Raw genomic sequence first — 17,033 nt, 5'->3', positions numbered from 1 at the left:
AAATCGTTACGCTTTGATAACTGAAACCACGCTGATGATCCTTCGGCTGAATTGACTGTTTAGGATTTGAACCCTTTAACCCTGCTTGGGAGAATTAACGTTGAAGACTCGACGACAAGCTTTGAAATCTCGATTAACTCACATGATTTGCGGTGTCGCCGCAGCGTCGCTGCTGGCCTCGACTCCTGTCGTTTCCCAGGCTGGCGATCTGAAACTGCGTTTTGAATACGCAGGTGCCGCAGAAGAACCGTCCGCTTTGGTTGTCAACAAAGACGTTGAATTTTGTGGAAAACACCAAATTTTCAATGAACGATTGTTGGTCAACAAAGAAAACAAGGGCATCAAAGATGTCGTTGTCTACGTCTACACCGGCCGCGGTGGATCGAAATTGGATGACGTCCCTGCCAAGAACAACACGCACGAGCTGGAAAACAACGCCTGTCGCTTTGAACCCCACATCGTGATCTGCCAAACCGGCGACACGCTGAAGGTGACCAACCCAGATGCCGTCGGCCACAATGCGAACCTGCCGTTCTTCAAGAACCCTGCCCAAAACTTCTTGATCCCGCCTGGGCAAGAAAAATCAGTCGTTCTCGAAGACACCGAGCCTGCGCCAATTCCGGTTGAGTGCAACATTCACCCTTGGATGCGTGCCTACGTCGTGGTGCTCGAGCACCCGTATGTCGCCAAGAGCGACGAAAACGGCGACCTAGTCATCAAGGACCTGCCCGAAGGCGAGGAATTGACGTTCCGCGTCTTCCACGAAGCAGGCAAAATTGACGATGTCACCATCGACGGCAAGGCAGAAAAATGGTCGCGAAGCCGTTTTGAAGTCACCATCGAACCGGGCGTGAACGACCTCGGAACCGTGGTCGTGCCCGCCGATGCATTGAGCGCCGAGTAAGCCCAATGGCGTCGTGGTTGAACGCGATTCGGATCGCGATCGACCCTCACTTCACAATCGATGGCCGGCACATCTTGGATGTGCCGGCCATTTTTTTTGCCTGTGCGACAATCCGTGGAGTTTACGGCAAACGGGTAAACGCGGTTCAATAGGAACGAATCCTTCCCCAAAACCTTTGACCGTCTTCGTTATGCCCCCTCTCGTCCGCTCTTTCCTGCCGATCGTCTGTTCGCTGCCGCTGGTGCTGCTGTTGACCGGATGTGATGCCAAGATTGATCAATTTTCCCCCAACACGCTGTATTCGCTGACGTTGGCCGAGTCGCAATCGGCGCTGATGGATGCGGCTCAAACCGACACCTCGGCAGTGCTGGAACAGGCATTTGGGACGCCGAATCAGCCCAAATGGCCCGCTAACTTGCTGAGCGGTCGGGACCGCACGCTGTTGGAGGTCGAGCGACTCGAGCGGGCGGCAGGTCCGATTTCAAGCCTGCAAGACGGCAGCCATCTGGGACTGTACCGAGAGCACTGTGTCCATTGTCACGGGTTAGCCGGCGACGGATTCGGGCCAACATCGCTGGCGTTGAATCCTTACCCTCGCGATTTTCGCCGCGGGGTTTTCAAGTGGAAATCGACCCGGCGGAATGCCAAACCGACGCGAGAGGATCTTCGCCGCACGCTGATTCATGGCGAAGCAGGTACGGCGATGCCGTCGTTTTCGGTTTTGCCCGACGACGAACTGGATGCCCTGGTCGATTACGTGATCTATCTGTCGATTCGTGGCGAAGTCGAGCGTGAATTGCTGGCCGCTGCAGTGGAATTGGGCTACGACGAGACGCCTCCCGAAGAAAACCTGCGACTTCGCATGCCGAGCGTCAGCGATGCGGCATCCGCCGGCGACGCTCAAGCCGCAAGCGAAGGCGCCGAAGCGACTCGCGAAATCATCCAGGAAGTGATCCGCAGTTGGGTCAGCGCCGAAGATGCCGTGGTCGAAGTGCCCGCCGCCCCCCCAGCAAATGACACCGACTCGATTGAGCGAGGCCGCGAGCTGTTCCATGGCCAAATTGCAAACTGCGTGGGCTGTCACGGGCCGCAAGGCAACGGCGCCGCGGTGACGCTTGATTACGACGATTGGACCAAAGAGTATTCAACGCGATTGGGATTAACGCCCACCGACCGCGATGCGATGAAACCGTTCCGCAAAGCGGGTGCTCCCAAACCGCGACCGATCATCCCGCGACGATTACAAGGCGGCGTGTTCCGTGGCGGCGGTGATGGCGAGACACTCTATCGCCGGATCACCCAAGGAGTCGCGGGAACCCCGATGCCAAGCTTGGAGGTGACCGAGACCGAGAGCGGCAAAGGATTGACGCCGGATCAAGTCTGGGACTTGGTCCACTATGTTCAATCGCTCGGAAAACCTTAGGCTTGCTAAATGCTCGCTGCTCGATTCGGTTCGCGATGGATGGGAACGTTTCGATCTCGCCCGCTCGTTCCCTATTCGTCCTGTTGCCAAACCCCATTCTTTTTGCTGAAACGAACCTTCCTATGACTCAAGAAACGTATCGATCGATTGGCGCGATCGCCGGGGTGATCACCGGAGTGGTTTCCATGGCGCTGCTCGGCTTTTCAGGATTGATTGCCGGCTTCTGCTTTGGTGCCGGCGGCGCAGTGCTGGGTGGCATCTTGGGGGAACGCGTTCATTCGATGCGACACAAAAATCATTAAGCTGTTGATCAACAAACACACAATGCAATCACCAAGTACCCCCTATCACCGCATCGTTCACCGATTGGCCCTGCTGACCGTCTGTTTGACGTGGCCGCTGATCTGGGTCGGCGGCATGGTCACGACGTATGACGCGGGCATGGCGGTTCCGGATTGGCCGAACACGTACGGTTACAACCTGTTTTTGTATCCCTACAAAACGTGGCTGCTGGGGCCGTTCGATTTGTTTATCGAACACGGACACCGCTTGCTTGGCGCGTTACTCGGCTTCACCGCGATTGGTTTGGTCGTGGCGGCTTGGCGGACCGAGCATCGAGGTTGGGTCAAAGGGTTTACCGCGATGATCTTAGTCGCGGTGATCATCCAAGGGGGGCTCGGTGGCATCCGAGTGGTGCTTGGCGACCGTACGTTTGCGATGATCCATGGCACGACCGCCCCGATCGTGTTTGCCTTGACCGTCACAGGGATGGTGATCACCAGCCGATGGTGGTTCCGATATTCACGTCCCGATGTGATTCAGCCCGCCCCCGCAGCGGCACCCCAATCGGAGCAAACCGATCCCGAATCCGAAAAATCTGTCGCCTTGCCTTCGCTTGCCAAAGGGACGTTTGGAATCGTCACTCTGTTGGTACTGACCTGTTACGTGCAGCTCGTCTTAGGGGCGAGATTACGGCATTTGCAGCCCACTGGGTCCCCCACAGGCTTTTTACACACAACCGCAACACACGTCGTATTGGCGTTCGTGTTGTGGTTGATGGTGGCCGTTGCTTGGGCCCGATTACGCAAGTGCGGCGATTTGACGCTGTCGCGTCCAGGGGTTGCCTTGATAGGATTAGTGGGCATTCAAATTTTGCTGGGTATTGGGACTTGGGTAGTTCACTATGGCTGGCCTGCGTTTCTGGGATGGTTTCCCGGAGCGGAGGGTTATGTCATCGAGTCAAAGAATTACACCAATGCGTTACTTGTCACTTCGCATGTTGCGACCGGATCTTTGATTCTTGCGGTTTCCACGTTTGCATGGGTCCGTATACTGCGTGTTCGCAACCTGAACATGGCTTCCGTCACGAGCGAAACGGCGACTTAACTAGGAACGAATAAAAAGTGTCGACAGAGATATTAATCGCCGACCCACTGACGCCCTCGTCGGCGAGGGTTCGTTACGTGAGCGAAGGAAAACGAGTGGACAGCCAGCGGGAATCCCACCCTCGAAATGCTGCCCACGACGCAGCCAACGCAACCGAGGTTGCCGTCGGGGCAGGGCAGGGCAGGGGCGAAGACACTTCGTCTGCAGCCGCCAACCCCGCTACGGTTGTGGCAACGCGTCCGAGTCTTTTTTCGGACTACATCCAACTGACCAAGCCGCGAATTGTGACGATGATCCTGGTCACCACCGTGGCTTCGGCGATGATTGCCGCAGGCGGATGGATTGCCACGGTTGATATGTTTTGGTTGTTGCTGGGAACCGCGATGGTCGCCGGCAGCGCCGGAGCGGCGAACCAGGTTTGGGAACGACGTATCGATTGCAACATGACGCGAACCGCAACACGTCCATTGCCGGCCGAGCGAATCAAGTTGACCCCGGCGATCCTTTACACCGCAGCGCTCGTCGTCGTGGGCACCGCGATTTTGTATTGGCAATTTGGTTATGCCCCCGCTGCCGCCGGAGTCGCCACTTGGTTGCTTTACGTGCTGATCTACACTCCGATGAAAACACGCACGGCATGGAACACCACCGTCGGCGCTGTGGCCGGAGCCTTGCCCGTATTGATGGGCTATACCGCCGCGGGCGGTGGGATTGGTGATTGGACCGGTTGGTTGTTGGTAGCGGTTTTGGCCGCCTGGCAATATCCCCACTTCATGGCCATTGCTTGGTTGTACCGCCGCCAATACGCGGAAGCCGGATTCTGCATGTCCACCACGGTGGACCCCAGCGGCCGCTCGGCCGCAGCTCAAAGCATTGCCGGTTCGATCGCGATCTTGGGCTGCAGCGTCGCCTTGTGTGTGATCCCCGGCGGGTCGATCGCAGGAATGCTGATCGCATCGGCGGCTGCCATTGTTGCTTGCTATCCAATGCTGCGGGCGTCGATTCGCTTCTCGGCGACCCCCGACGACGCGATGGCTCGCAAACTGTTGCGATCCTCGTTGTTGGTGTTGCCTGCGGTGTTGGCCATTGTGACCGTACGAACGGTGTTGTGAGACAAAGCGTGAATCAATCTACGATCCTGCCGGCGGAAGCACCGTCGGCGCCGAGCGAAGCAAAACCAACGGCAATCTGCGTGGCGACAGGCGTTCGCCATGCCTATGACACCAAATCAGGCGACCGCACCTGGGCGTTGCAAGGCATTGACTTGACCACGCACGCTGGTGAGATTTTTGCGCTGCTGGGCCCCAATGGCAGCGGTAAAACGACGCTGTTTCGTTTGCTGTGCACGCTGTTGCCGATCCAACACGGGACGATCCGAATCGGCGGCATCGACAGCCGCACCAATCCATTAGCGGTTCGCCGTCAAATCGGGATCGTGTTTCAGTCACCAAGCTTGGACAACAAGCTAACGGTTGATGAAAACATCGCTTGCCAAGGCGCGCTGTACGGAATCACCGGACGTGAGTTGAATGTCCGCCGCGACGCGTTGCTCGAACAATTGAATCTGACCGATCGTCGTCGCGATTACTGCGAAACGCTTTCGGGCGGTCTGAAGCGACGCGTCGAACTTGTCAAAGGCATGCTGCACCAACCGAGGCTGCTGCTGTTGGACGAACCGAGTACGGGATTGGACCCCGGTGCCCGGCTTGATCTGTGGAAAGCGATTCGCACGATGAGCGATCAAGGCACATCGGTGTTGATGACGACGCACTTGTTGGAAGAAGCAGACAAAGCCGACCGTGTGGCGATCATGCACGAGGGACAGAAGATTGTCGAAGGAGCGCCTTACCAGCTTCGCCGTGACCTCGGCGACGGCGTGATCACGATCGAAACGAGCAACCCCGACGCGGCCGCGGCTCGGCTGAGCAAGCAACTGCAACTGGACTCGCAATCGATCGGCAATCAACTGCGGTTGCAAAGCGATACTCCTGCACAACTCGTCCCTTTGATCTCCGAACAACTTGGCGACTTGGCCGAATCCATCTCGATTGGCCGTCCTAGCTTGGAAGACGTTTTCATCGCCAAAACCGGTCACCAGTTTCAGTAATCCCCCCTCTTAGACCTTTATGAGTGCCATCACGACATCCCCTTCGTTGAGTTCCGATTCCGTCGGCTCTCCCAACCCAACTTCGGCGCGGGCGGGCATGTCGGCGGCTTGGATGCTGGCTCGACGCGAATGGACGCGTTTCTTTCGTCAACGCAACCGCGTTTCGGCGGCGATCGTCCAACCGCTGCTGTTTTGGATGCTGTTCGGCACCGGACTTCGTGGCGCGTTCACCGTGGCGGGGGACCAGAATTTCATGGAGTTCTTTCTGCCCGGCACGGTCGGGTTGATTGTCTTGTTTACCGCCATCTTTGCCACGATCTCGGTGATCGAAGATCGTCGCGAAGGGTTCATGCAATCGGTGTTGGTTTCACCGGTGGGGCGTTGGCCCGTGTTGATGGGCAAAGTCATCGGCGGCAGCGCGATTGCGTGGGTCCAAGCAATGTTCTTTCTGATGCTGGTCTACCTGTTTGGTACCGCATCGATCAGCAGCAGTATTTTTCTGCTGATGCCGCTGTTGGCGTTGATCGCCATCGGCATGTGCTCGCTGGGTATGATCGTGGCATGGCCGATGGACAGCACGCAAGGTTTCCATGCAATCATGATGCTCGGCTTGATGCCGATGTGGTTACTGAGCGGTTCGTTCTTTCCAATCCCCGCCTGGAACGATTCCACGATCGGCCAAATGATCCTTGGCGGCATGATGCGAATCAATCCACTTAGCTACTCGATGTTGGAAATGCGGCGGTTGATCTACCCCGAAGTCGATTTTAGTAGTGCCGGCTTCGCCCCCTCGAGTGCGACCTGCTGGAGCGTCACGATCATCGCGACGATCGTGGTCACCCTGATCGCATGGCGACTCGTACGCGGCAGCCGCAAAGTGGACGTGATTGTCTAGCCTGCGGATTGCTTGGCCCCACCACCGTTCCTATCACGCCACCGTCCGTATCACGCCACCATCGCCCACCGCGTCATTGCCCACTGCGGGCTCCCACCTAAATTAAAAAGACTCTCCGCGACTCGTTTTTTAGAAATCGATCATGCGAACAACGATCCATATTATCTTGATTCTGCTTATCGGCATTGTCCTCGGACTGGGCATGCGTCAGATCCGCAATTCCGATCACGCCAACGGACCAGGCCCCGGCGAAGAGGTCTTTACCGATGCAGGCGTTGATGTCGACGCGGTCGATCCGAGCAATGTTGAAAACACGACACCTAGCCATCCGCCCGAAGACGAAGCGTGGCTAAGCAAGTTTGAATTGACCGAGCGAAGCGGAGAGACGGTTGCAAGCGAAGACCTAAAAGGGCAACCCTACGTGGTCAGCTTTTTCTTCAGTACCTGTCCAAGTATCTGTGTCACGCAAAATCAAAAACTAAAGGAACTGCAGGACGAATTCGAAGGCCAAGGCGTTCGCTTTGTTGCCATCTCGGTCGATCCCGAAACCGACACCCCCGAGATCCTGCGTGAGTACGCGGCGCGTTTCGGCGCCGACCGTGATCAGTGGTTATTCATGACCGGCGACCTCAGCTACATTCGCCGCGTCGGTGCGGAAGTATTCCGGATGCCGGTGGACAAACAATTTCATACCGAGCGCTTTGTGCTGGTCGATCCCGAGGGTGAAATCGAAGGGTTTTACAATTGGCCCGAGAAAGCTCAGTTCCAGAAACTGAAAGAGAAGATCCAAGAAATGATTTCGTCCTCTGAGAAAAAGGCATCCTGAGCGATGTGGCAATTTTTGGCAGACAACCTGCCTCACGCAACGGCAACGCTGAACGCAACGGCAACTGTTTTGCTAGCACTCGGATTGATCCGCATTCGCCAGGGCAATCCACGGGCTCATAAGAAGATGATGTTGGCGGCACTGTGCGTCAGCGGAGTCTTTCTAGGGTTGTACTTGCTGCACAAAGTCGCCCTCTATCAAACCACGGGTGAACCGAATAAACGATTTCCCACCGATCCCTCGATCGCTTCGGACGCGGCGCGATACACGTTCTTCAGCATCCTGGGGACACACCTGATTTTGGCGATCGCGGTTCCATTTCTGGCGTTACGTGCGGTTTATTTGGCGATGAAAGGCCGGATCGTCGCTCATAAGAAACTGGTCCGGTTCGCTTACCCGATTTGGATGTACGTCTCGGTGACCGGAGTCCTGGTTTACCTGATGCTTTACCAAATTTACGCGGTTTGACCGGTTGCCGTCGTGTTTTCGCTGCACGTCGGCGACTTGAAGTGCCGATCACGTATGGATCCTGCCAACGTTTGCTGGCGGAATCGTTGGCGGATTTCCTAGCGAGTTCGCCATCATAGGATACACCTCTACACTACCGCCCCCCTGACGGAAAAACTTCACCGTGATGGTGAGTTTGGCGAACGGCTGCTTTCGAACGGGTCCTCCATTAAAGCGGGCTCCTTCAAACAGGCCCGTGCAACTCGAATGCCTCCGTGCAACCGGCAATCCTGGATAAAACGAGCATTGCCGGGCGAACCGCGGTTTTCTGGGCCACAAAGGCCCTTGAACAAAGCGGGGCGGATAGCGTAGGATTCCTCGCTCGCGATACTGTACCAAGCCAGTGCGCTCAACCCCACACGACGAGAGAAATCTGCCATGAAAGACGGCATTCACCCTAAATACCAAGAAACAACCGTATCCTGCGGTTGCGGCAACACCTTTACCACCCGCAGCGTGCGACCTGAATTGAAGGTCGACATTTGCAGCGAATGCCATCCTTTCTACACCGGAAAGCTGAAATTCGTTGACACCGCGGGCCGTATCGACAAATTCCAGAAGAAATTTGCGGCGGGAACCTATGGCAGCTTGGCCTCGAAGAAGCCAGCGAAGAAAGCCAAAAAATAGCTTTGCCACGACTGAACACGACATCCAGCCGCACCGTCCTCGATTGGGACGCGTGCGGCTGTTTTTTATGATACGTGTAACAGACCGTTTCTTCCTTTGGTTTTACCCTGCTTTCCGCCTCGTTCCTGAATGACTCCCCATGAGTACGATCCGCGACACCCTCGAAGAAAAGCTTGCTCGATTTAAGCAGCTCGAACTCGATATGTCCGACCCTGAGGTGCTTGCCGATGGCGCCCGCATGAGTGCGGCGGCACGCGAACACGGCGGGCTGGCCAAGGTGGCAGGGAAGTACCGCGAGTTCAAAAAGCTGACCGACGAAATTCACGGCTGCGAAGAGATGGCCGAAGCGGCCGACGATCCGGAAGAGCGTGAAATGGCCGAAGCCGAGATGGAAGGGCTTCGCAAACGTCGCGAGGAATTGTGGGAAGACCTGCTCTCGCTAACGGTCGGGGGCGAGGACTCGCACCGAACTCGATGTGTGATGGAAATTCGCGCGGGCACCGGTGGCGATGAAGCCGCCTTGTTCGCTCGCGACCTGTTCGAAATGTACCGGCACTATGCCGAAACGAAGGGTTGGAAGACCGAGATTTTGGACCATAGCGCCACGGAAATGGGTGGGTTCAAAGACATCACGCTGACGCTCGAAGGCGAGAACGTCTATCGCGACTTGGCGTACGAATCCGGAGGACATCGCGTCCAACGGGTTCCGGAAACCGAGACCCAAGGCCGAATTCACACCTCCGCCGCGACCGTGGCGGTGATGCCGGAACCCGAAGACGTCGAAGTCAACATCAAGCCCGACGATTACCGAGTCGACAAGTTTTGTGCGTCCGGCCCCGGCGGCCAGCACGTTAACAAGACGGAATCGGCGATTCGTTTGACACACCATGAAACCGGCATCGTCGTGCAGTGCCAAGATGAAAAGAGCCAACACAAAAACTTGGCTCGCGCGCTACGAGTGCTCAAGGCACGCGTGTACGAAAAGAAACGCGAAGAGGAAGACGCGAAGTTGGCCGAAAAGCGGAAAGGGCTGATTGGTTCTGGCGACCGCAGCCAGCGCATCCGCACCTACAATTTTCCTCAGAACCGTTTGACCGACCACCGCATCAACTTGACGCTCTATAAACTCGATCAAATCATTGCAGGGGACTTAAGCCCTGTCACCGAAGCGATGATCGAATACGATCGCGATCAACTTCGCGGCGATATGATTGACTAATCGCAGCATCGTTTCGTTTTTGCTTCTCACGCGGCGTTGACTCGCCCTATCGAAAAGGAAACCCCATGTCGGACACCAAGGAAGAGCCGTGGACGGTGCTACGACTGTTGGAGTGGACCACCAATTTTTTCAAAAGCCGGGGAAGCGAATCACCTCGGCTTGATGCCGAAGTCTTGCTCGCTCACGCCCGCGATTGCGCGCGGATTGAACTGTACACCGCGTTCAGCGAAGTCCCGACCGAAGAGCAACGCGTGGCGTTTCGCGAGATGATTCGCCGGCGTGGCGAAGGCACCCCGGTGGCTCAATTGGTCGGCTATCGCGAATTCTATTCGCTCCGTTTTCGCGTGGATGAAAACGTGTTGATCCCACGTCCGGAAACGGAACATCTGGTGATCGAGGCACTCGATGTCGCCAAGGCGATGAAGATCAGCGACCGACCGATCCGCATTGCCGATGTTGGCACCGGCAGCGGCGCGATCGCGATCACGTTGGCCAAAAACATCAAAAACGCCGAGATCACCGCGATCGATCTGAGCGAGCCAGCGTTAAAAATCGCGACTTGGAATGCGGAACAGCTCGACGTCACCGATACCGTTCGCTTTGTGCACAGCGATCTGTTTGAATCCGTTGGCGAACCATCCACGTTTGACATCATCTGCAGCAATCCGCCGTACGTCAGCGAGTCCGAATACGAGCAGCTTGATCCGACGGTACGTGATCACGAACCTCGCGAAGCGCTGGTCGCCGGGATCGATGGGATGGACGTCATCAAACGGTTGCTTGAAACCGCACCTGAGCGGTTGGAAGTCGGCGGCCGATTGATCATTGAAATCAGCCCGATGATCGCCGAACTGTGCGAAGAACTCGTCGAAGTAACACCCGCCCTCGGCGACCTGCGATTCATCAAAGATCTCAGCGGCCAGCGGCGAATCATCTCGATGGCCCGCGTGTAGCGCAGGTCGCGTGTGAGCTTCGTCAGGGGTCCCAGGGCGAACGAAAGTCTTGACGGCTTGTTGATTTAATGAAGGTTCCTGCGGCAAGGGGTGCAGGATGGACTTCCTAGTCCGTCAATGGTGGATTCGACGGACTAGGAAGTCCATCGTACGACTAAAACAACAAGCCGTTGACGGCTTTCGCTACTGGGTAACGCGGTCGATGCTACTGCGCGATCGTGTCGGGCATGCCTTCGGCAAACGTGATGCCGCCATCCATTTGCATTGGCTTTCCGTCGGTGGCAAAGCCACGCGAATAGAAATACTCTTTCAACCGACGAAACTCTGCAAAGCTGTCGGGATAGACATACACGACCACGGTGGTGGTCGCGGGATCACGGCCGGCCAATTCCACATGCAAATCGCTGCCCTCGAGCATCATTTCGTCTAGCGGTTGACCAATCGGTTCTTCGAGCGGCTCGATGCTTAATCGCACTGGTTCAATCGTCGCACGAATCCCGACTTGCCCATTGATGCGAATCATCTCCTGTTCTTTGTTCATCACAAAGCGACAAACATAGCCGCGAATCGGCCCGACCGCTGACTTGATCAACCCAGTTCGCGATGTTCGCAGATCGGGCACACAGGCATCTCGCACTGATTTGAACAATGCGACTTGCGGAACGACCGACAACAGATTGCCCTTGAGCCGAAAATAGACTTCATCGCCGAACGCTTTCTTCGCCATCGGCGTGGGCAAATGCTGGACGGCAACCACCGGTGCTTCCTGTCCTTCGATTCGCTCGCGTTCGCCTTGCAATTCGTTCATCCGCTTGATCATTTCATCGTATTCGCGGTTCCGCTTTGCAAGTTGAGTCGCCTGCTTGTCGAATTTGACTTGCTCGGCTTCCCAAGCCGCTTTGGCTTCGGTCAACAGGTCCAGCATCGCGTCACGCTGCTGTTGGCGAGTTTCGATTTGGCGATCAAAACGTTTCACCGTGGCTTCGAGACGATCCGAATCGGATTGTGCCGAGGCCGCTCGCATGGAGTAGCTTGCCAAGGTTTCGAGTTGATGCTCGCTGGCAGGCGACTCGGAAGGGTCGACCTGAACGAACTCGTTTTCGAGATTCGATTGCTCTTTGATCTCTTCAATCACCTTCGAGGATTGCGTGCCTAGCACCACCACCAAGATGATCAAGACACCGACCAAGTTCGCGATGATGTCCAGAAACGCATCATGCCCGAGTTCAAAGGCGGTTCGGTTACGTTTGGATCCGCTCATTGTGCCACCTTCCCAACGACTTCGACGCCGCTACCTTGCATCAATTCGCGAAGCTGCTCGAAGCGAGCTTCTCCGCCTGGCATGACTTCGACATCGAGCACCGGTGACCAACGTCCTCCGGGTAACGCGGGCCCCCACTGATCAATGCGATCGCGGACGGCCGTTGCCAATTCAAACGTCGCGGTGGAGACCGGTTTGTCGGTGAATCCGAACACTTCGGTGCCCCCCGTGAATGCCGATCCGAGCAGCACAAATTGGCCTTCATCGCAAACAACCCGGATGGTTCGCACGATTGAATTGCCTCGCGATTGCGCCACCGACTCAGGCAATGCCCAGTCGCGTTTATTGGGTTTGACCAGGTTAGGATTCTGAGGCGGTGCACTTCCGGCGATTTGCCCTTCGGCCGGCGGTTGCGATGAACCACCCGCTCCCGCACTACCACTGGACGCGCCGGCCTGGGATGATCCCGACGCCGACGCTTGTCCCGCAGCCTGTGAACCGGAGGTACCGCCACTGGCTCGCGGTGACTGCGTGCTACCGTCAAACGCCGCATCACCGGACGCGGCATCTTGTGATGCGGCATCTCCTTTGGAGACGCCGTCGGGACCGTTGGCCGCATAGCTAGGCATGGTCAAACCCGATCCGGAACCTGAGGAACGGGCCGATTCTCCCGCACTCGGATTGGCGTCGGAATGAGCCATGTTTTCCCCAGCGGTTGACGATCCACTTGCACCGGAGGGAAGTGTCAGTGACATCCCACCCGCGTTTGATTTCGCGCCGCTGCCCGATTCGGGCCGTCCGTGGGTTTGATTCAACAGATCGCTCATTCGCGCGTCACCCGTCGGCGATGCCAGCAAGCTCGGTGGATCGCTCGAAGCGGAACCTTGGGTCCCCAATCCGCTCGTGTCGCTGCCGGACGAAGACATGCTTGACGTGCCGTTCTTCGCAGGGGCATTGCCACTGGGGTTCCCTAGCAACAACGCTGCGGTACCGGCATCACCGCCGACGCCACTGGAATTTCGCATTTCAGCCGCACTTCGCCGCATCTCGTCTTCGAGTTGTGCAAGCTCTCGCGCACTGATCGCTGCGGATTGATTCGCATCGCTTGGCACGTTGGTCGTCGTCGAGCCACGTCGCTGGGATGATCCCGATTGATTGACGTTGTACGGTGTCCCCTTGCTCAGATCCCACCCGCTTGTCGGCACGCCACGCACCGTTTCATAGCCGCTGGATTGAGCTTGCATATCAAGATCTTTGGCCGAGAGCGGACGAGGTTTCCCGGTTCGCTTTTCGCCAAACGCAATCGCTTCGCGTGTTGCCACCGTTCGCTGGCGAGCGATCGCCGATTGAATTGCCTCGTCCATTCGGTTCTTCAAATTGGGGTCCGCATTGGGGATCGCTAATTCGACTTCGTCTGGAATCAGTTCAACGCCGAATTGATCATCCCAATCGCCGAGCGCCATCCGCGACAAGTGGTAGGACGCATAGCCCTCGGGGCGAACGACAAGTAACGGGTAGGGCGGAACGGTATCGCCATAGTTTTGCATCACATGATGGCGAGCGACACGAAGCGCCTCGTCGATCGGGTTGGCACCGGTTTGGGAATCACGCAGCCCCTTCATCGGAATCAGCACTCCCTCGGGCCAAATCACGAGTCCCTTCGCCGTACATTCGAGATAGATGGGGCGGCGATCGGTGCCATTGGGGCCTTTGTGTGGAACGATGACAATACGCGGTGATTGGTTTTGAACTTGTTCTTTTAGTTCAACCAACGATTGCTCTTCGGCTTGCAACCGTTCGCGCAGCGCCGCAACGCTAGCCTCGTCGATCGGATTGGCCTCGGCTTCCCCAGTCGCCTGTTTGACTTCCTCGCTGAGCCGTTTCAGCTCGTCGCGAATACGACGCAAATGGTCCTCGAGATGAGTCAATTGATCACGCCGCTGTTCGACGTCCGCGGCCTGGGCATCACGGAACGCGACCAACTGCGAAACGCGAAACTCTTCTTCGGCGATCATCGCGTCGACCGCAGCAGACGTTAATCCGCTGGCGACCGGCGATTCTGATTCCGCTTGTGCCACGTTCGCCTGGGCCTTGGCCTCTTCCTCGACTTGCCGCTTTACCTTTTGTGTTGAATCTTGAGCGACCAAAGCCAGAAAAAGAATCAACGTTCCAAGGGTGCAAACAAGAACGGCGAGAAAGGGGAACAAGGTCGGCGAAAGTTGTTGGCGACCTCGCCCACTCATGCTGCACGCCTTACTTTATGCGAATCACGAAGCGTTTTTCCGTCACGATGTGCCTGATCAATCCGCTGCTCAATGCTTCCGTTTGGATCGATGCTTCCGTTGCCATCGACATTGGCGTTGGCGTTGGCATCAAAGGCTGGCTTGGTAGCGGGCAACGATCCACTCGCAGCCGCCGGCAACCGTGTGGTCAACACGTCCACGGCGCGAGCAAGGACTCGCATCGCGTCGGCCATTCCATCCCCCGCCGAAGCTTGGATGCTGCGATCGATCGCAACGTTGGTTTCGCTCAATTGATGCAGTGTCGCGTCAATCGATTTCTGCATTGTGGCCACCGCGGCGGCTCGTTCGTTTAGTTCAGCGAGCGATTCGTATTGGTTCTGCAGCGATTCCTGGTGAACCGACATCAACTTGGTTTGGTGCGACGTGGCGTCCAACCACATTTGCCATTGTTGTTCCCAGCGATCGCTAGCCAAACGAGCCGAATCATCCAGCACGCTGGCGTGTTCTTTCAGCGCCGGACGAAGGGTGTTTTCAAAGGCTTCGGCAATCTTGTTGGAATCGCTTTCATGCACGCTCTTCCAATGATCTTTGGCCTCATCGATCGTTTGTCGCCACAGATTCGATTGACACTCGATGGAGGTCGCGATGGCGATGCGAATGCCTTCGCAAAGATCGGTAATCATCGCGATCTGGTCATCGGCCGCATCATCGCTGGGGAGCGAATCCGAGACCAAATGTCCAACGCGAGCATCGATCGCCGACAACAATCGCTGTTCGCTGCGTTCAATGGGAAATTGCAAAAAGATCGAAACGACCGACAACACCAAACCGAGTGCGGTGGTATCAAACGCCACGTACAACCCGCTTTTGAGTCGATCGACGGCGGCGGTCCCATCAGAAAAATCGAGTCCGCCGAGCGTTTGCGTGATGCCAATGACCGTGCCCAAGAAGCCCAGCATCGGAATCGCCCAAACGATGATTCGCACCAAACCAAACGAGTCGTATGCGGCATCCGCATCGCGACCGGACAGTTCACGCAAATCATCGGAAAGATTCTTGGTGCTACCGCGTTGGCTTTGACGGGTTAGCAATTCTTCCAATCGCCGCAGCAGCAAACTGGATCGTGTGCGAGCGGGCAATTCACGCAGCTGCGTCAACCACTCACTGGCGACGTGCCCGGCGTCATGTTTTTTCCGCCATCGCTGCGCCAACGTCTTGTCATGGCCTGTGGGCAACAAATCTTCATCGCGGATCGCCGAGAGCGTATTCCACTGAACCGAGGTCTGGCAGAACTTGCCCAGCAGCACCGCCACCGCGACACAGAACAACACGGTTGCAGCCACGGCAACCGGATGCCCAAGAAAATAACGTTCCAGCGGTGCCCAGCCACTGGCATAGACGCCGGCGTATAGCACTCCAGAAAACACGATTCCGAGTGCCCCCCAGGACATGCCGTGGGTGGACACCGGTTTAGGTGAATGCTGGGATACGTCGTTTTGCTTGCGGTTCACGACTCGAGCCTCGGTGGTTGAGTTCAACTTGCCAGTAGCGATTCAGCGGCATCGACGAGCCCCAAATAGGCTCGGCGACACGAGTGCGCGCACATCTGCGGTACTCATTACAAAAGGATCGACCGTTTCGACCATGCCACTTCACCCAATCGATAGATTTTGCCACCGGCGGTCAGCCAAAGTGACCGCGAGGGTTGGAAAGCCGCGTAATTTACGAGGTCGCCGAGCCATCGCCGCCCTAAACCCGACGCGTGAGCGAGGGACCGAGAAAATAACGAGATTCCCTCGCTGACGCTTCGGGTTGTGAAAAACGTGCAACATCAAATTGTGAAAAACGTGCAACATCAAAACTGACACGTCGGGTTGCGATTTGCCGAAGCCGGACGCTCTGCCTGCGGCCGCAGGCCATGGTCGGACTACAATCTGCCGCAGCAAAGCACTAGGATGTCCGCGGGGGCGGAACTTTTCGGAAATCCCCCCCACGCAATGAATCCCTCATCAAAACATCAGGCGAGGAAGATGCCAAACCGCCCTAAAACTGCCTCGATCGCTTCGCAGACCCCATTTCTGCCACGTTTGCAAGCAAATCTACCGCTGCGAATTCTCTTGTTCGGCAGCGTGGTGTTTGCCGCGACGTCGTACGTCTTCAGCCAACCGCCATCAACATCCCCCCCGACAGATGCATTTCCTGCTTCGCCAGAACCTGGTTCACCAGAAACGCCGGGTTTCACCGAGCCCGGTCTTTCGGGTGGCCAAGCCGAGAAGGTGCTGGGGGTGGTCAACCAGGCCAATGCTCGCCCCTATCAAGTGGGTGCGGCAGGCGACATGATCGGTTTTTCCCATTCTGACGGCTCGGGAAGTCAGACAATTACGCTAATCGATACCGGAAAATCTTGGATGGCTGTGTATCATATTGATAGATCGGGAACGATTCGGCTGATGAGTAGCCGGCCGATCGACGCGGACTTTTCGCTTCAGCTCAATGCCACTTCGCCCCTACCCGAAGAAATTCGTCAAATGAATAAGGGTAAAAAGTAGCAAAATAGGTAATTTGAGGCACAATAGGCGTCTAGTCGTAACCCACAATTCAACAGTTTCTGATTTTGACCGGTCTGCGACGATCCAGACCGCTTGTCCCTATTCGCCCATCCTGAATTTCGCACTGCGATTT

The 17,033-nt window shown here is 56.6% G+C and carries 16 protein-coding genes; 13 read left to right on the top strand and 3 right to left on the bottom strand.

What is annotated here, in order from left to right:
- Window positions 1-142: 142 nt before the first annotated feature.
- From ABEA92_RS09080 to prmC, 12 genes are all read left to right on the top strand, one after another.
- On the top strand, window positions 143-904 hold the full coding sequence (locus ABEA92_RS09080; protein ID WP_425572417.1) for a methylamine utilization protein: 762 nt from the start codon (window positions 143-145) through the stop codon (window positions 902-904).
- A gap of 190 nt (window positions 905-1,094) precedes the next feature.
- The gene (locus tag ABEA92_RS09075) at window positions 1,095-2,327 is read left to right on the top strand and encodes a cytochrome c (RefSeq protein WP_345683498.1); all 1,233 of its coding nucleotides are present in this window, start codon (window positions 1,095-1,097) and stop codon (window positions 2,325-2,327) included.
- 122 nt (window positions 2,328-2,449) lie between these two features.
- Window positions 2,450-2,629: a hypothetical protein gene (locus ABEA92_RS09070; RefSeq protein WP_345683497.1), complete on the top strand. Its 180-nt coding sequence runs from the start codon at window positions 2,450-2,452 to the stop codon at window positions 2,627-2,629.
- Window positions 2,630-2,651: 22 nt separating this feature from the next.
- A complete protein-coding gene (locus tag ABEA92_RS09065; RefSeq protein WP_345683496.1) occupies window positions 2,652-3,713 on the top strand; it encodes a COX15/CtaA family protein in 1,062 nt (353 codons plus the stop codon).
- 17 nt (window positions 3,714-3,730) lie between these two features.
- Window positions 3,731-4,825 (top strand): heme o synthase, encoded by a 1,095-nt coding sequence (cyoE, locus tag ABEA92_RS09060; protein ID WP_345683495.1) that lies wholly within the window; start codon window positions 3,731-3,733, stop codon window positions 4,823-4,825.
- Window positions 4,826-4,833: 8 nt separating this feature from the next.
- Window positions 4,834-5,820, top strand: a complete 987-nt coding sequence (locus tag ABEA92_RS09055) for an ABC transporter ATP-binding protein (protein WP_345683494.1) — start codon at window positions 4,834-4,836, stop codon at window positions 5,818-5,820.
- Window positions 5,821-5,839: 19 nt separating this feature from the next.
- Window positions 5,840-6,715, top strand: a complete 876-nt coding sequence (locus ABEA92_RS09050) for an ABC transporter permease (RefSeq protein ID WP_425572409.1) — start codon at window positions 5,840-5,842, stop codon at window positions 6,713-6,715.
- Between the two features lie 142 nt (window positions 6,716-6,857).
- Window positions 6,858-7,541 carry an SCO family protein gene (locus tag ABEA92_RS09045; RefSeq protein WP_345683493.1) on the top strand — a complete coding sequence of 228 codons (684 nt, stop codon included), beginning with the start codon at window positions 6,858-6,860 and terminating at the stop codon, window positions 7,539-7,541.
- Window positions 7,542-7,544: 3 nt separating this feature from the next.
- Window positions 7,545-8,009 carry a DUF420 domain-containing protein gene (locus ABEA92_RS09040; RefSeq protein ID WP_345683492.1) on the top strand — a complete coding sequence of 155 codons (465 nt, stop codon included), beginning with the start codon at window positions 7,545-7,547 and terminating at the stop codon, window positions 8,007-8,009.
- A 417-nt stretch (window positions 8,010-8,426) separates the two neighbouring features.
- Window positions 8,427-8,675 carry a 50S ribosomal protein L31 gene (gene rpmE / locus ABEA92_RS09035; protein ID WP_345683491.1) on the top strand — a complete coding sequence of 83 codons (249 nt, stop codon included), beginning with the start codon at window positions 8,427-8,429 and terminating at the stop codon, window positions 8,673-8,675.
- 139 nt (window positions 8,676-8,814) lie between these two features.
- Complete coding sequence (prfA, locus tag ABEA92_RS09030) at window positions 8,815-9,894, top strand: peptide chain release factor 1 (protein ID WP_345683490.1); 1,080 nt, start codon at window positions 8,815-8,817, stop codon at window positions 9,892-9,894.
- Between the two features lie 65 nt (window positions 9,895-9,959).
- Window positions 9,960-10,847, top strand: coding sequence for a peptide chain release factor N(5)-glutamine methyltransferase (prmC, locus tag ABEA92_RS09025; RefSeq protein ID WP_345683489.1), 888 nt, complete (start codon window positions 9,960-9,962; stop codon window positions 10,845-10,847).
- Between the two features lie 205 nt (window positions 10,848-11,052).
- Here the strand turns inward: prmC and ABEA92_RS09020 are convergent, their stop codons facing one another.
- The 3 genes from ABEA92_RS09020 to ABEA92_RS09010 are packed head-to-tail and all read right to left on the bottom strand — an operon-like array spanning window position 11,053 to window position 15,862.
- Window positions 11,053-12,108: a hypothetical protein gene (locus ABEA92_RS09020; protein WP_345683488.1), complete on the bottom strand. Its 1,056-nt coding sequence runs from the start codon at window positions 12,106-12,108 to the stop codon at window positions 11,053-11,055.
- Complete coding sequence (locus ABEA92_RS09015) at window positions 12,105-14,351, bottom strand: hypothetical protein (RefSeq protein WP_345683487.1); 2,247 nt, start codon at window positions 14,349-14,351, stop codon at window positions 12,105-12,107. Before ABEA92_RS09015 ends, ABEA92_RS09020 begins: the two co-directional genes overlap by 4 nt.
- Window positions 14,348-15,862, bottom strand: a complete 1,515-nt coding sequence (locus ABEA92_RS09010; RefSeq protein ID WP_345683486.1) for a MotA/TolQ/ExbB proton channel family protein — start codon at window positions 15,860-15,862, stop codon at window positions 14,348-14,350. The genes ABEA92_RS09015 and ABEA92_RS09010 overlap by 4 nt, the downstream gene beginning before the upstream one ends.
- A 519-nt stretch (window positions 15,863-16,381) precedes the next feature.
- Here ABEA92_RS09010 and ABEA92_RS09005 point away from each other — a divergent pair.
- Entirely contained in the window at window positions 16,382-16,900 is a 519-nt protein-coding gene (locus ABEA92_RS09005; RefSeq protein WP_345683485.1) for a hypothetical protein, read from the top strand.
- The last annotated feature ends 133 nt before the right edge of the window (window positions 16,901-17,033 follow it).

The sequence above is a fragment of the Novipirellula caenicola genome, from assembly GCF_039545035.1.
Lineage (GTDB): Bacteria > Planctomycetota > Planctomycetia > Pirellulales > Pirellulaceae > Novipirellula > Novipirellula caenicola.
This window is presented reverse-complemented; position numbering and strand designations above follow the sequence as displayed.

Excerpts from the sequence above, each read along its gene's own strand:
- ABEA92_RS09080 (WP_425572417.1), top strand. The coding sequence starts at position 143 with ATGATTTGCGGTGTCGCCGCAGCGTCGCTGCTGGCCTCGACTCCTGTC.
- ABEA92_RS09075 (WP_345683498.1), top strand. The coding sequence starts at position 1,095 with ATGCCCCCTCTCGTCCGCTCTTTCCTGCCGATCGTCTGTTCGCTGCCG.
- ABEA92_RS09070 (WP_345683497.1), top strand. The coding sequence starts at position 2,450 with ATGACTCAAGAAACGTATCGATCGATTGGCGCGATCGCCGGGGTGATC.
- ABEA92_RS09065 (WP_345683496.1), top strand. The coding sequence starts at position 2,652 with ATGCAATCACCAAGTACCCCCTATCACCGCATCGTTCACCGATTGGCC.
- ABEA92_RS09050 (WP_425572409.1), top strand. The coding sequence starts at position 5,840 with ATGAGTGCCATCACGACATCCCCTTCGTTGAGTTCCGATTCCGTCGGC.
- ABEA92_RS09045 (WP_345683493.1), top strand. The coding sequence starts at position 6,858 with ATGCGAACAACGATCCATATTATCTTGATTCTGCTTATCGGCATTGTC.
- ABEA92_RS09040 (WP_345683492.1), top strand. The coding sequence starts at position 7,545 with ATGTGGCAATTTTTGGCAGACAACCTGCCTCACGCAACGGCAACGCTG.
- rpmE (WP_345683491.1), top strand. The coding sequence starts at position 8,427 with ATGAAAGACGGCATTCACCCTAAATACCAAGAAACAACCGTATCCTGC.
- prfA (WP_345683490.1), top strand. The coding sequence starts at position 8,815 with ATGAGTACGATCCGCGACACCCTCGAAGAAAAGCTTGCTCGATTTAAG.
- prmC (WP_345683489.1), top strand. The coding sequence starts at position 9,960 with ATGTCGGACACCAAGGAAGAGCCGTGGACGGTGCTACGACTGTTGGAG.
- ABEA92_RS09020 (WP_345683488.1), bottom strand. The coding sequence starts at position 12,108 with ATGAGCGGATCCAAACGTAACCGAACCGCCTTTGAACTCGGGCATGAT.
- ABEA92_RS09015 (WP_345683487.1), bottom strand. The coding sequence starts at position 14,351 with ATGAGTGGGCGAGGTCGCCAACAACTTTCGCCGACCTTGTTCCCCTTT.
- ABEA92_RS09005 (WP_345683485.1), top strand. The coding sequence starts at position 16,382 with ATGCCAAACCGCCCTAAAACTGCCTCGATCGCTTCGCAGACCCCATTT.